Origin of the sequence: Streptomyces sp. CC228A (assembly GCF_021390935.1) — a bacterium.
GTDB lineage: Bacteria > Actinomycetota > Actinomycetes > Streptomycetales > Streptomycetaceae > Streptomyces.
The window spans coordinates 450925-464323 of the sequence record NZ_JAJPUI010000001.1; the positions used below are offsets into that span (position 1 = coordinate 450925).

The 13399-nt window shown below is 72.9% G+C and carries 12 protein-coding genes and 2 pseudogenes; 9 read left to right on the plus strand and 5 right to left on the minus strand.

Annotation, left to right across the window (positions count from 1 at the left end):
* The first annotated feature begins 324 nt into the window (after positions 1-324).
* The 6 genes from L6E17_RS01995 (at position 325) to tgmC (ending at position 5280) form a co-directional block, all read left to right on the plus strand.
* Entirely contained in the window at positions 325-1536 is a 1212-nt protein-coding gene (locus tag L6E17_RS01995; protein ID WP_236239607.1) for a helix-turn-helix domain-containing protein, read from the plus strand.
* A 94-nt stretch (positions 1537-1630) separates the two neighbouring features.
* A complete protein-coding gene (locus L6E17_RS02000; RefSeq protein ID WP_236239049.1) occupies positions 1631-2116 on the plus strand; it encodes a recombinase family protein in 486 nt (161 codons plus the stop codon).
* Complete coding sequence (locus L6E17_RS02005; protein ID WP_236239050.1) at positions 2113-2388, plus strand: hypothetical protein; 276 nt, start codon at positions 2113-2115, stop codon at positions 2386-2388. The genes L6E17_RS02000 and L6E17_RS02005 overlap by 4 nt, the downstream gene beginning before the upstream one ends.
* 533 nt (positions 2389-2921) lie before the next feature.
* A complete protein-coding gene (tgmA, locus tag L6E17_RS02010) occupies positions 2922-3194 on the plus strand; it encodes a putative ATP-grasp-modified RiPP (RefSeq protein ID WP_236239051.1) in 273 nt (90 codons plus the stop codon).
* A 12-nt stretch (positions 3195-3206) separates the two neighbouring features.
* Positions 3207-4166, plus strand: a complete 960-nt coding sequence (tgmB, locus tag L6E17_RS02015; RefSeq protein WP_236239052.1) for an ATP-grasp ribosomal peptide maturase — start codon at positions 3207-3209, stop codon at positions 4164-4166.
* Positions 4159-5280, plus strand: a complete 1122-nt coding sequence (tgmC, locus tag L6E17_RS02020; protein ID WP_236239053.1) for an ATP-grasp peptide maturase system methyltransferase — start codon at positions 4159-4161, stop codon at positions 5278-5280. Before tgmB ends, tgmC begins: the two co-directional genes overlap by 8 nt.
* A gap of 70 nt (positions 5281-5350) precedes the next feature.
* Here the strand turns inward: tgmC and L6E17_RS02025 are convergent, their stop codons facing one another.
* Positions 5351-5641 (minus strand): GntR family transcriptional regulator, encoded by a 291-nt coding sequence (locus L6E17_RS02025; protein WP_236239054.1) that lies wholly within the window; start codon positions 5639-5641, stop codon positions 5351-5353.
* A gap of 553 nt (positions 5642-6194) precedes the next feature.
* On the opposite strand from L6E17_RS02025, the gene L6E17_RS02030 reads away from it, so the two are divergent.
* A complete protein-coding gene (locus tag L6E17_RS02030) occupies positions 6195-6368 on the plus strand; it encodes a hypothetical protein (protein ID WP_236239055.1) in 174 nt (57 codons plus the stop codon).
* Between the two features lie 86 nt (positions 6369-6454).
* On the opposite strand, the gene L6E17_RS02035 is transcribed toward L6E17_RS02030, so the two are convergent.
* The 4 genes and pseudogenes from L6E17_RS02035 to L6E17_RS02050 form a co-directional block, all read right to left on the minus strand.
* Positions 6455-6934, minus strand: coding sequence for a hypothetical protein (locus tag L6E17_RS02035; RefSeq protein WP_236239056.1), 480 nt, complete (start codon positions 6932-6934; stop codon positions 6455-6457).
* Between the two features lie 158 nt (positions 6935-7092).
* Positions 7093-8268, minus strand: coding sequence for an acyl-CoA dehydrogenase family protein (locus tag L6E17_RS02040; RefSeq protein ID WP_236239057.1), 1176 nt, complete (start codon positions 8266-8268; stop codon positions 7093-7095).
* Positions 8269-8479: 211 nt separating this feature from the next.
* Entirely contained in the window at positions 8480-8626 is a 147-nt protein-coding gene (locus tag L6E17_RS02045) for an SCO1431 family membrane protein (RefSeq protein ID WP_236239058.1), read from the minus strand.
* A 133-nt stretch (positions 8627-8759) separates the two neighbouring features.
* Positions 8760-10146, minus strand: a pseudogene (locus L6E17_RS02050) (peptidase C39 family protein).
* 156 nt (positions 10147-10302) lie between these two features.
* On the opposite strand from L6E17_RS02050, the pseudogene L6E17_RS02055 reads away from it, so the two are divergent.
* Together L6E17_RS02055 and L6E17_RS02060 are read left to right on the plus strand one after the other, a co-directional pair.
* Positions 10303-10928: pseudogene (locus tag L6E17_RS02055) on the plus strand (uridine kinase).
* 403 nt (positions 10929-11331) lie between these two features.
* Positions 11332-13302 (plus strand): AAA family ATPase, encoded by a 1971-nt coding sequence (locus L6E17_RS02060; protein WP_236239059.1) that lies wholly within the window; start codon positions 11332-11334, stop codon positions 13300-13302.
* Positions 13303-13399: the final 97 nt, after the last annotated feature.

The following is a 13399-nucleotide window of genomic DNA, read 5'->3' on the forward strand; positions in this document are numbered from 1 at the left end:
CTCCGCCGGGCGGTAGTTCACGAACTTCCAGCCATGATCGCCTGACCTGCATATACGCCAGAATCAGCCCTCTGACCTGCGGTAATCACTTTCGGTGATTGCCGCAGGTTTTCATGTTTTTCTGGGGTCGTGTGCCCTCGCTGTGCCCTCGCCCCGACTGGTGACGCGGGTCGCTCGGTGTCGGGGCGGCGTAGGGCGGGAACGTTCATCTGAGGCCGGGCGTCGGGTGTGCCCCTGCCTCGCGTCTGTTCCGTTCGCCCCGGGCGCCCGGGCGTCGGGATCTACCATCGGAGTACAGCAGCCTGCAAACGCACTGGGGTGATCGTGAGCAACTGGGCCGACCTTACGAACGGGCAGCGCATCAAGCACCTACGGGGCTCCGATCTGACGCAGCAGGGACTTGCGGAAGCAGCAGGGGTTTCCCTCGCCCTGGTGCAGAAAGCCGAGCAGGACCGCGGCGAGTTGTCGGTTGGTTCGCTCCTCAAATTCGCTCACGCACTGAACACGGACGTATCCGTGATCCTGGGGCAGCAGGCACCGCGCCGGGGCATGGACCAGGGCGACCGCGCCGCCCTGCGACAACTGTCCGACGCCGTACACGAGAGTGCCCTCGGTGAGTGGGAAGGCATCGACGACCCGAGTGCCGTCGAGGACTTGAGCGAGGCCCGCGACCGTGCGTGGGCCGCCTACTGGGCGAGCGACACGGCGAAGGTGAGTAGCTACGCCGCCAAAGTCCTCATGGAAGGACAGGTCAGGTACGCGAGCGCTACCGGTAGCGAGCGCGAGCAGTTGGGCTCGATCCTGGCGAGCACGTACCGGGTGGCCGCGTCCTGCTCGAACGGATTCGGGCAACGCGACCTTGCGTTGAGCGCGCTCACGTCGGCGAAGCACCTAGCGAGGGACGTCGACGACCCCGTGATGACAGCGCTGCTTGAGTCCACGCTGTCATGGATCTACCTGCGCGGCGCCAGGCTGCCGCGGGCCGTCTCCGTGGCCGAGCGGGCGGCGCTGGCGATCGAGCCGTCGTTCAGCAACGGGTCACGCCCCCAGTTGCTCGCGTACGGGCGCCTGATGATCTCTGCGGCCGTGGCAGCGTCGCGGCGCGAGGACGAAAGCGCCGCCGATGACTACATGTCGCAGGCCCACGCTGCGGCAGCAAGGCTCGGACGAGACGAGAAGCTGTACGGAACCAGCTTCGGCCCAACGGCGGCGAAGACCGAGGCAGTTGGAATCCATGTCGCGCTGAAGAACTACGGGCGCGCGCTGAAGCTTGCCAGCCACCCCGATATGAAGAAGCTGCCGAAGTCGATGTCGAAGGTTGCCCGCAACCGATACAAGCTCGACGTTGCCCTCGCGCAGTGCGCGGCCGGCCTTTACGACCAGGCCGGAGATACGCTGATCGAGGTAGCGCTCGATGCTCCGGAGTGGGTCAAGCATCAGGCGTTGCCGGGCGTCATCGGCAAGCGCCTTGCGAAAGTGTCCACGGCGCGTGTGCGGAACATCAGCGAACTCATCGGCATGCCCTTGATCGCGTGAGTCCTACGGAGCGTAGGAGTGCGGGGCCGGTGAGTGTGTCCGGTCGTACGCCTCGTCGCTTCACCGTGGGTGATCGGGTGGGCACGATTGATGCATGGTCAGCGTCGAGAGCGGACAAAGGCAGGGGCGGGCGAAAGCCCGCCGAACCGAAGGCAACCTGAGACGACGACAGGCACTCGCGGACGCGGCGGCGGGCATCAGGCCGGGTGAGGCCGACGTGCCGGCCGAGGCCGCGAAAGTCGAGCGGTTCCGCTGCGTGATCTACCTGTGCGGTGCTCCCAACACGAACATCACGGCACCGCGCCACGAGTGCACGGAGTACGCCGAGGCGTTCGGGTGGGAGATCACGGACGTGATCGAGGAGCGCGCGGGGCTGCTGTCGCCGCATGGGCGTGACGGGCTGGGACGGGCCGTCGATCACATCAAGCGTGGTGAGGCCGGGGCGGTGCTGACGGCATGGCGCTCGATGATCTCTTCCGTCCCGCAGGAGTACGACGAGGTGGCGCGCGAGATCGAGAAGGCCGGAGGGTTCCTGCACGTCAAGGACTGGGCGCACAGCGAGCGCAGGGCCGCGCGGTGATTCGTCGCAGGTTCCGCTACGTCCCGTTCACCATCGAGCAGGACCAGACGGCAGAACCGGAGTACGAGGCCCGGTGCGTGTCCGGTGACGAAACCGAGTGCGGGGCGGAGTCCGGCACGCACAGCGGCCCGGGGCCTGTCGAGGAATGGCAGCGCAGGCACACGCAGGAGACCGGACACCGACGCTATCGCCGGAGCTTCGCCGACTACGCCGTGATGCGGCCCCCGGCAGAACTCGCCGAACTCGCGCAGGCGGACGGGGGCACGGCGTGATGTTCGCCCCAGCCGTTGCGCGCCCGTGGCGTGATGCCTGGCCGCTCGTCGCGCAGACGGACGACGGGAACCACTGGGTGACGGGCGCCTGTTGGCTGTACTGCCGACGCGAGGGCGTACGCGTCCTGTGGGTCGGCTCGGTGACGACCCCGGGCGCAACGGGTGACCTATACGCGTGCGGCCCATGCATCGCGGAGCTTGACCACATAGTGCGTGTCCAGTCGCACGACCGGGACCGAGCCGCGGACCGCGTCGCACAGTCACCCACGCTCACCGTGCCCGCGCACACGCCCCCGCCGCGCCCCTGGCCCGCGGGCGCCACTGGGGGCCGTCACCGACTGCCCCGCCGTTGAAGACTCCGCCCCCTGCTGGGGACGACCCGTTCACAGGTTCTCCCACACCACCCCCCGGCAGGGGGCGGGCACCACCCCCGCCCCGGTTGGATCATCCGCCCGCACCCCTTGGACAGGTCGAGCGCCTGCCGGGGCGGGTCCAGCACGACACCACCGTAGGAAGCGACCAAGGAGGAGACCTTGCAGACGAGACTTGCAAGCAGGGAGACCACCGCGCCGACCCCGTGGGGGCTGCGCCGTATGGCGCCGCTGCGCAACGGTTCCCCCTCGTCGTGGCAGTACGCGGGCCTCGACCCGGCCACGCAGACCGGCCGATGGATCGGCGAGGACGGAGCGATGACGCCGGCCGAACTGGGCAAGCACGGCACGAGCGTGAACACCTACCCGCCCACGCAGGTCAGCAAGGACGGCAAGCAGGACCCCGACTCCGGCCACGACGCGACGCAGGACTAAGGAGGGAGCGTCATGGACGGACGCCCGGTGCTGGTCTGCACAGAGTTGGAGGACGCAACCGCCGATCTGGTCATCGCCAAGTTGAACCGGCGCCGGGTGCCCGTCCTCCGGTTCGACCCGGGGCGCGACTTCCCCGCGCCTGCGATGCTCGCCGCGCGTCTCGGCGCAGGCGGCTGGGAAGGGCGGCTGACAGTCGGGGAGCGCACGGCCGATCTGTCTGCCGTACGTGCCCTGTACCACCGTCGGCCGAGCCCCTACCCGACGAGTAGCAACGAGCAGGCGGCCAGATTCGCCGCCCAGGAGAACCGGCGCGGCCTGGGCGGCGTGTTGGGTGCACTGTCGGGGTGCCTGTACCTGAGCCACCCGCACGCCATCGCACGGGCCGAGTACAAGCCCGCGCAGCTCGACACGGCGACACGAGTGGGACTCACGATCCCGGCCACGCTGATCACCAATGATCCGGTGGAGGCCAAGGCGTTCTGTGCCGCACAGCCGACGATCTACAAGCCCTTGCACGCGGGGGCGTACGAGGTCGAGGGCGAGCCCGCCGGCATCTGGGCCGCCCCGGTCGAGGTAGGGGAGATCGACGGCGGGGTGAGCCACAGCGCCCACCTGTTTCAGGCTCAGGTGCCGAAGGTGGCCGACGTGCGCACGGTGGTCGTCGGCGAGCAGGTGTTCAGCGCCCGCATCACGGCGCCGCCCGGGGTCGTCGACTGGCGAGCCGAGTACCAGAGCCTCGCCTACGAGCCGATCACCTGTCCGGACGGGATACGCAGGGCACTGCTGCGGTTCCTCGCCGACTTCGGCCTGAACTTCGGCGCCTTCGACTTCGCGGTGACCGCGGACGGTGCATGGTGGTTTCTGGAGTGCAACCCCAACGGCCAATGGGCGTGGCTCGAAGACGCGGCCGGACTGCCGATCACACACGCAATCGCAGACCTGTTGGAGAACGGAGCGAGCCAGCATGACTGACCCCCTGCCGTCGGAACACCTCCGGGCCGACCTAGCGCGGCGCCTGGCCAAGTCGGGCGCCCTGCACAGCCCGGAATGGGAAGCGGCCGTCATGGCCGTACCCCGTGAGGCGTTCCTCGCGCGCGGATGGTTCGAGTACGAGGACGGCGGCTGGTACCGCCCGGCGACGGGAAGCGCAGCGGCCGGACTCGCGCGCATCTACGAAGACGACACCCTCGTGACGCAGGTGGCGGGCAGCGTCTTTCCCGACCAGGTCGAGGGACGTATCGCCGCGGCCCCGTCCTCGTCGTCCACCCTGCCGAGTCTCGTCGTGCGGATGCTCGAAGACCTGCGGGCGACCGAGGAAACGCGCGTACTGGAGATCGGCACGGGCACGGGCTACTCAACCGCGCTCCTGTGCCATGTCGTCGGCGAAGACAACGTGACCACGGTCGAGGTGGACGCGGAAGTGTCCGCGCGCGCCGGAATGGCCCTCGCGGGCGCCGGGTACTGGCCTACGCGCGTGGTCGGCGACGGCCTCGCGGGCTACAAGGAGGGCAGCCCGTATGACCGGGTGATCGCCACGTGCAGCGTGCGCACCGTGCCCGGCGACTGGCTCGCACAGACCCGGCCCGGTGGTGAGGTCCTGGTCACGGTCGGCGGATGGATGCACGCATCCGAACTCGTCCGGCTGACGGTCGCCGACGACGGCACGGCCAGCGGCCCGGTCCTCGGCGGACAGGTCTCGTTCATGCTGGCCCGCCCCCACCTTCCGCCCCCGCTGGGCATCCTGCCGAACCTCAGCGAGGGCGACGCAGCGCCCGCGGAGCTGGGCGCGGATGTGCTCGACGACTGGACCGCCCGGTTCGTCGCACAGTTTGCCGCACCGCGCGCACAGCGGCTCACACTGGAACGCGACGGCCGGACGGAACACGTTGTGATCGACGTGGACGCCGAGACGTGGGCGGTCGTCTTCCTGGACGGCGGACGGTGGATGGTCCGGCAGGGCGGCGCGGCGCGTCTGTGGGACGAGATCACCGAGCGTGTCACGCACTGGCAGGCGGACGGGCGCCCGTCGGCCGACCGCATGCGGCTGCACGTCGGCCCCGACGGGCAACGCCTCACCTGGGCGTAACCGCGGGCTGACAGCCTCCATGCCGCCCCGCCCGTCCGTCGTTCCCCCGTGGCGGACGGGCGGGGCTTCCTTACGCGCTCGGGGCGGACTCTTCCGGCGCCTGCTCGGGCTTCTGGTCAGCCACGTACGTACCGCGCCCCGACACCGCGTACACGAGTCCTTCCTCGGTGAGTACGGCGATGGCGCGGCGGACGGTCGGGCGGGATAGGCCGTACGCGTCGGCGAGGGCGTTCTCGCTGGGCATGGCGCGGTTGGGTTTCCAGTCGCCGCGCTTGACCCGTGCGCGCAAGATCCCCGCGAGCTGCTGAAACGGCGCCTCTGGCGCGTCGCGCTCTACCTGGTCATCCGGCCCGTACTTCATGGGCCGAAGGTATCCGGCCGACGGCACCCTGGCACTCCCTGACAGGCTCATGCAGCACCTTACAGGCTTTTACAGGTGGGTCTAAGGTCGGCCCACAAGAAAGCCCCGGCAACGACGGGCAAGGTCGTCACCGGGGCGGAGCCGATCAGCTGTAAGGAGCTGACGAACGTGGCCGACCTTATCGCGCGCGCCCTCGCGTGCCTGTGCTCGCTGCTGTTCCCCGCTCGCGGGCAGCACCGCGCCACCCCCGCCCCGCGCCGGAACCGACGGCGCCCGCCCCGACGGCGCAGCCCTGGCGAACGTTGCCGGAACACAAGAGCCCGTACGCCCGCGAGGTGGCCGAACGGCGCCCCTTCGTGGACACGATCAGTCCCGTACGCCCGTACGTGCTCGCGGAGCCTCGCAAGCGGCCGGACAGTCCGGAGCGGCGGGCGCAGGCGGAACGGCGCTGGGCACTGGAAATGGCGGAACGCGGTATCGACGTGGGGCCGACCGTGATTCGCGGCGTGCACGTTGGGGCCGGTACCCGCACGGTCCGGGTGGCGGTGGGAGCGTGAGCGCCGCTGTCTGCTGCCGCTGCGAGCGGCTGACCCTCGCCCCCGTCGCAGTGCGCTACGTCGAACGGGCAAGCGGCCCCGGGTGGACGCTGAACGCCTGCCCCGACTGCGCGCCCCTGCTCGCCCCCGGTCCCCTGCCCGTGGAGATCGCCCCGCCACGGCGCGGCTGAATCTGTGCCGACTCACTGCCCCGCCCGGATCGTTCCGGGCGGGGCTTCGTCGTCCCCGGGGCGCGGCGGTGCGTGCTGCCGGTCGCCTATGCGGCGGACATCGGGGCGGCCCGCTGGTCGGCGAGGCGGGCGGCGACGGCGGAGCGCAGGGCGTCGCCCGCGTCGGCGGTGCCGTCGACTTCGCGGCGGAGTCCGGCGAGGGTTTCGCGTAGGCCGGGTTCGAGGGCGTCGAGGTTGAGGCGGGCGCGCAGTGCGGCGCCCTGCTCGGCGGGCAGGCGGTCGGCGAGGGCGCGCTCGACCGTGTGCACGACGCGCGCCGGGTCGGGCTCGGTGAACTCGGCGGCGGCCATGCCCTGTGGCTTGGTCTGCTGGGCGGCGAGGTAGGTCGGCAGTTCTGCGCGAACTGGCGGACTATTGCCATCGGCGGTGACCCGGCGCACGCCTTCGCGTTGGCCAGGTATGAGCACGCCGTACGCGCCCTCCACCGCATACCAGGCGCCTTCGCCCCGCTCGACGAGCGGCCGTCTCCGGGCCGGCCCGGCGGTCGCGGCGCCGTCGGCGGACACGGGGCGAGAAGAATCGCTTCCGCGCCACCCCGACCCGCCGATCTACCGGGAGTTGCTGCGGCACTGGTCGAGCTGCGGCCGGACCGTGCCGGGCCGTCGCGACCAGGAGTGGAGCCTGCTCACTGCGGCGCCGGCCTGGCTGTCGCGCCCGGTGGACGTCAGGCCCGGCTCTCCGGGCCGAGCAGGTGGCGACCGATGACCACGCGCTGGATCTGGTTGGTGCCCTCGACGATCTGGAGCACCTTCGCCTCGCGCATGTAGCGCTCGACGGGGAAGTCGGCCGTGTAGCCGTACCCGCCGAGGACCTGGACGGCGTCGGTGGTGACCTTCATGGCCGCGTCCGTGCAGAACAGCTTGGCCATCGCGGCCTGCCGCGCGTACGGCTGCCCGGCGTCCCGCAGCCGGGCGGCGGTCAGGTACAGGGCGCGCCCGGCCTCGATCTGGGTGGCCATGTCGGCGAGCATGAAGCGCAGCCCCTGGAAGTCGCCGATGGGACGCCCGAACTGCCGGCGGTCCAGGGCGTAGGCGGTCGCCGCGTCGAGCGCGGCCTGGGCGACGCCGACGGCGCAGGCGGCGATGCCGAGGCGGCCGCCGTCCAGGGCGGACAGCGCGATGGAGAAGCCCTGCCCCTCCTCGCCGATGCGGCGGGAGTCGGGGACGCGGACGCCGTCGAAGTGCAGCTGGGCGGTGGGCGAGCCCTTCATGCCCATCTTCTTCTCCGGCGCCGCGGCCGTCAGCCCCTCGGCGTCCCCGGGCACCAGGAAGGCGGTGACGCCGCGGGGGCCCTCGGCGCCGGTGCGGGCCATGACCGTGTAGAAGTCGGCGATCCCGCCGTGGGTGATCCACGCCTTGGTGCCGGTGATGACCCAGTCGCCGCCGTCGCGGACGGCCTTCGTGCGCAGGGACGCGGCGTCCGAGCCGGACGCGGGCTCGGACAGGCAGTACCCGCCGAGCAGGCCGCCGCCCAGCATCGCCGGCAGGTGCTCGGCCTGCTGGTCCTTCGTGCCGTAGCCGGCCAGGGCGTGGCAGGCGAGGCTGTGCACGCTGACGCCGAGGCCGACGGTGAGGCGGGCGGCGGCGAGCTCCTCCAGGACCTGGAGGTAGACCTCGTAGGGCTGGTCGCCGCCGCCGTGGGCGGAGTCGTACGGCAGGCCGAGCAGGCCCGCGTCGGAGAGCAGCGAGAAGGTCTCGCGGGGGAAGCGGCCCGCGTCCTCCTCCTCGGCGGCCTTGGGCGCGACCTCCCCCTGGACGATGTCGCGGACCAGGGCGATCAGGTCCCTGGCCTCCTCGGTGGGCAGCTGGCGTTCCACCGGCTGCGGGGCGCGGTCGGGCATAGCGGCGCTCTCCTCCCTTGTCGGGCGCTGCGGCGGGCCCGCCCGAGGGTTGAGGCGGCGCCGCCGTGTCTCACTACAGCGCCGATGCTGCCTGTCCGGATCACGGAAAGCGGCAGATCAGCGGCTGTGGCGGCATGAGTATGCCCGATCGGGTGGCGTACGTCGATAACGATCGTTCACCTCGCCCGGACCGGCGGTGGCGGCAGGGGCGTCAGAGCAGTCCGAGCCGGGTGACGAGGACCGCCACGGCCACGACGAGGACCCAGCCGAGCACCCGCTCGACCAGCTCCGGGCCGTCGTCGCGGGGACCGCCGGTGCGGGCGCGGGGGGTGGAGAGGGAGGCGGCGGCTGCGGTCATGGGTCTCTCGCTCTGCTGTTCCTGAGGCGTACGGGTGCGGCTGGTGTCCCCCCGGAACACCTTGCCAGCAGGCGGGCGCCGCGCGGGAGAGACGTTGCTCACGCCCGGCGCCCGTGCCGTGTGCCGTGTGCCGTCAGCGGACCCCGACCGACGCGAGGGCGCGGAGCTGGGCGGCCGTGGCGTCGTCGGGCCAGTACAGGTAGCAGACGCCGCCGGTGCCGGACACCACGGCGCCCGCGGCGTTGCGGCGCCTGGTCCGCAGCCAGACGTTCTCGAACTCGCGGCGCGGGTAGACGCGGCGGACCCGGGCGTTGTCCGGGGCGGCCGGGTCGTTCGCGACGACGTCGCCGTCCGCCGTGAAGCCGGTCACGGTCATCAGGTGGCCGGCGGTGCCGTAGCCGGCGCCGGGCAGCTCGTGCGCGAGGAACGACTGCGACGTGATGACCGGGATGCCCGCCTCGACCAGAGCTTCCGCGTCGGCGAGGGAGCCGAGCCGGGTGACGACCCCGTTGAGGCCCTCGTACGTCGCGGCGTACGCGGCGTTGAAGGGCCAGTTGCCGCAGCCCGCGTACTGGTGGTCGTAGGTGGCGCGGGCGGCGTGGCAGACCTGGGGGTCGGTGTACTCCGGCCGCACCCATGCCAGTTGGGCGGCCGTGGGGCGGCGGCCCCAGTACTCGACGACCATCTGCGAGGAGGTGGGGCTGCACCACGCCTCTCCCCCGTTGTCGTACTCCGGGTACCGCCCGGCGTGCACGTTCTGCGAGTAGCGCGGCACCGGCAGCTCGCGGACGGCGCGCGCCGGGGCCGGGGGCACAGTGAAGCGGTCCGGGAGGGCGGACGCCAGGGCGCCGAGCCGCCGCACGGTCGGGGTGCGGCCGGTGCCGGGCGCCCGGTGGAGGGTGAGCCGCAGCCGGTACGACTCCGCCCGCGGTCCGCCCGCCGGGTCCTTGACGGCCAGGGTGTCGGTCCACACGCTGCTGCGGCCGTCGCCCTGCCCGTCGACGGAGGTGCGCCGGATGTCGGCGTCGCCGGCCGCCCAGCGGCCCATCACGTACCACGGCGAGTCGGTGCCGTCCGGGTAGCGGCAGCAGAGCTCGACGGTGATCCAGGTGCCGGCGGGGGTGTCGGCGTTCCAGGAGACGACGACCTCGGTGGCCGGCCGGGCCGGGGTGTGCCGGGGCGAGGTCCAGGTGGCGTACTCCCAGTCGGCGGTGCGCCCGGTGTGCGGGTCGGTGTACGGGGCCGTGCCGGCCGGGGCGTCGAGCACCAGACCGGGGCGGCAGCCTGCGGTGGCCGTCCGCACGCCGCGGCCGCTGCCGGAGGCCCAGTCTGCGGCGGAGGTCCAGAAGCGGTTGTCGAGGGGCGCCGCGGGGGCGGCCCCGGGGGGGCGCGGGCCCCCGCCCCGGGGAAGGGGCGGCGCCCCGCGGGGACGCGGGCAGGCCGGCTGCGCCGGCGGCGGCGAGGGCGGCTGCCGCGAGGACGCTGCGGCGGGAGGCGGGACGGGGAGTCGGACGGGTCATACGGAACCCCCGGGGGTGGCGGGCGGCTGCGGACGGCGGGCGGCTGCGGCGGGACGCGCCGCGCGGTGCCGCCCCGGCCACTGTCGCCTCGCGCCCGGGCCGGGGCCCGCAGCCACGCCGGACGGGCCGCCGGGGCGGGCTCGGTAGGGTGGCGGCATGACCCGGCCCGTACATCTGAGCGACCTTCGCACGCGGGCGGAGGAGCTGCGCGCGCTGGCCCCGTCCTGCGGGCCCGTGCGGCTGGTCGCGGTGGACGGGCACGCGGGGTCGGGAAGTCCACGTTCGCCGCGCGGCTCGCCGAGGCGCTCGGCGGGGCGCCGGTCCTCCACCTCGACGACCTCGCGAGCCACGAGGCGCTGTTCGGCTGGACCGGGCGGCTGCGCACGGAGGTACTCGATCCGCTGAGCCGGGGCGAGGCGGCGGCGTATCACCCGTACGACTGGATCTCGCGCCGCTTCGGACCGCCCAGGCTGCTGGCGCCCGCGCCGGTCGTCCTGGTGGAGGGGGTGGGCGCCGGCCGCCGCGCCCTGCGCCCGCGGCTGGCCCGGCTGCTGTGGATGGACCGGGGGCCCGAGGAGTCCTGGCGGCGCGGCCGACGGCGGGACGGGCCCGCGCAGGCCGCGTTCTGGGACGGATGGACAGTGGCGGAGACCCGCCATTTCGCCCACGACCCCTCCCTCCCCTACGCCGACGCCCTGGTACGGGAGTGCCAGGAGGGATACACGTGGCTGCCGAGGCGCCCTGCCGCCGCCGATCCGGAGCCGCACCCTCACGGACCGTGACGCCTCCGGGGCACCCGACCGAACAGTCGGAATCCGGCCGCGCAGACTGCCTCAACTTCACTTGACCGGGGGGCCGGACAGGTCTTACGTTCTCAATGTGCGGCTTTTCGGAGCCGCCGCAGACGCGAAGCCCCCGGTTGTTCCCCCGTGATCGGGGGCTTCGTTCTGCCCTCACCCTCCCCCGCGGGTACGCGTGAGCCCCCTTGCGCTCACCCTGTGTCACCATCGCTCCTGCGCCCGCGGACGCCCCCTGAGCGCTCGGTGCGCCCTTCGTCGCACACTCGCTGCGCAGGTACGATGCACCCCGGTGCGGTCAAGACCCGTCCATGTGAAGGGCGATGGGGGAAGCTTCCGGCGGGCGTCCGCCCGGCGGCAACGGGGACACGGTTTTGTGGGGGACCCGATGGACTTCGGCACGCAGGGCACACAGGCCCCGGCCGACCTCGCCTGGATGCGCGGCGTCGACGCCTACACCATGGGGGCGTATCCGCAGGCCGAGGACGAGTTCCGTACGGCCGTGCGGATCGATCCCGGCATGGCCGACGCCTGGCTGGGGCTGCACGCCCTGCGGGTCGACACCACCACGGCGCTGCTGCGGATGTACCACCACCGGGACCGCTTCGGCGAGCAGCGCGCCCGGCACCGGCGGACCCTCAACTCCTGGTACTGGCTCGGCTGGTGGGTGCAGCCGGTGCTGGAGAGCCCGCGCGACCTCCTGCTCGCGCACGCCTCGCACTGGCTGGACGGCCGCCACGTCCCCGAGCTGGACCGGGCCCTCGCCGAGCTGCCGCCCGTCGACACGGACCCGCAGGTCCGGTTCCTGCACGCCTGCCGGGCGTACCTGGTCAAGGACTGGGAGCAGCTCGTGCGGCACACCGAGCCGCTCGTGGACGACGCGCTGCTGGGCATCGAGGCGGGGCTGTTCGGCGGTATGGCCCGGGTCCGGCTGGAGATGTACGGGCAGGCGGAGCCGCTGCTGTCGGCGGCGCTGATGCGCTGCCGCAGCGAGCAGCCGCAGCGCAAGGAGCTGCGCTACTGGCTGGCGCGGGCGCACGAGGGCACCGGGCGCACGGCGGCGGCGCTGCCGCTGTACCGGGCGGTGCACCGGGTCGACCCGGCGTTCATGGACACGGCGGCGCGGCTGGCGGCCATCGCGGAGTACGACGGCTTCGACGGGTCCCCCGAGGAGATGGGCGACCTGGCCGCGGTGTCCCTCGCGAACGCGGGGGCGGACGCGGCCGGCGCGGACCTGCTGGACGGCGGCGCCGACGGGCAGGACGGCCCCGGGCCCGCCGGGGAGGCCGTGTCCCCGGGAGGCTCGGGGGCGGCGGCCGGGCCGGGCGGGCCCGGTGGCCCGCCCGTACCGCCCGCCTCGGGCCCGCCGGGCGCCGTGCGGGACAAGGACGGCGGCGCCGGGGCGGGGCGCGTGGTGCCGCCGCCGTTCCCGGCGAGCGCCACGGATCCGGCGCTGCTCGCGCAGGCGCTGTCCGAGCTGGAGCGCATGGTGGGCCTCGAACCGGTCAAGCGCCAGGTGAAGGCGTTGTCGGCGCAGTTGGAGATGGCGCGGCTGCGCGCCGACCAGGGTCTGCCGGTGCAGCCGCCGAAACGTCACTTTGTCTTCTCCGGTCCCTCCGGCACCGGGAAGACCACGGTCGCGCGGATCCTCGGGCGGGTGTTCTACGCCCTGGGGCTGCTGGGCGGCGACCATCTGGTCGAGGCGCAACGGGCCGATCTGGTGGGCGAGTTCCTCGGGCAGACCGCGGTCAAGGCGAACGAGCTGATCGACTCCGCACTGGGCGGGGTGCTCTTCGTCGACGAGGCGTACGCCCTGTCCAACTCCGGCTACAGCAAGGGCGACGCGTACGGGGACGAGGCGCTCCAGGTCCTGCTGAAGCGGGCCGAGGACAACCGCGACCACCTCGTGGTGATCCTCGCCGGGTACCCGGAGGGCATGGACCGGCTGCTGGCGGCCAACCCGGGCCTGTCGTCCCGATTCACCACGCGGGTGGACTTCCCGTCGTACCGGCCGCTGGAGCTCACCGCGATCGGCAGGGTGCTGGCGGCCGCCAACGGCGACGTGTGGGACGAGGAGGCGCTCGACGAACTGCGGTCGATCAGCGGGCACGTAGTGGACCAGGGCTGGATCGACGAGCTGGGCAACGGCCGGTTCCTGCGGACGCTGTACGAGAAGTCCTGCGCGTACCGGGACCTGCGCCTCTCCGGCTACGCGGGCACGCCGACGCGGGAGGACCTCGCGACGCTGCGGCTCCCCGACCTGATGCAGGCGTACGGCGAGGTCCTGTCGGGGCGCGGTCCCAGCACCCGCCGCTCCCCGGGGCCGGGCGCCCAGGAGCCGCCGCCGCCCGCGTACTGACCGTCCGGGGGCGCTCCGCGCCGTGCGGGAGCCGCGCGCCCTCCCCGGACGGCGCGGCCCGGCTGCCGTCGCGTGCGGGCCCCGATCCGCCTGCCGA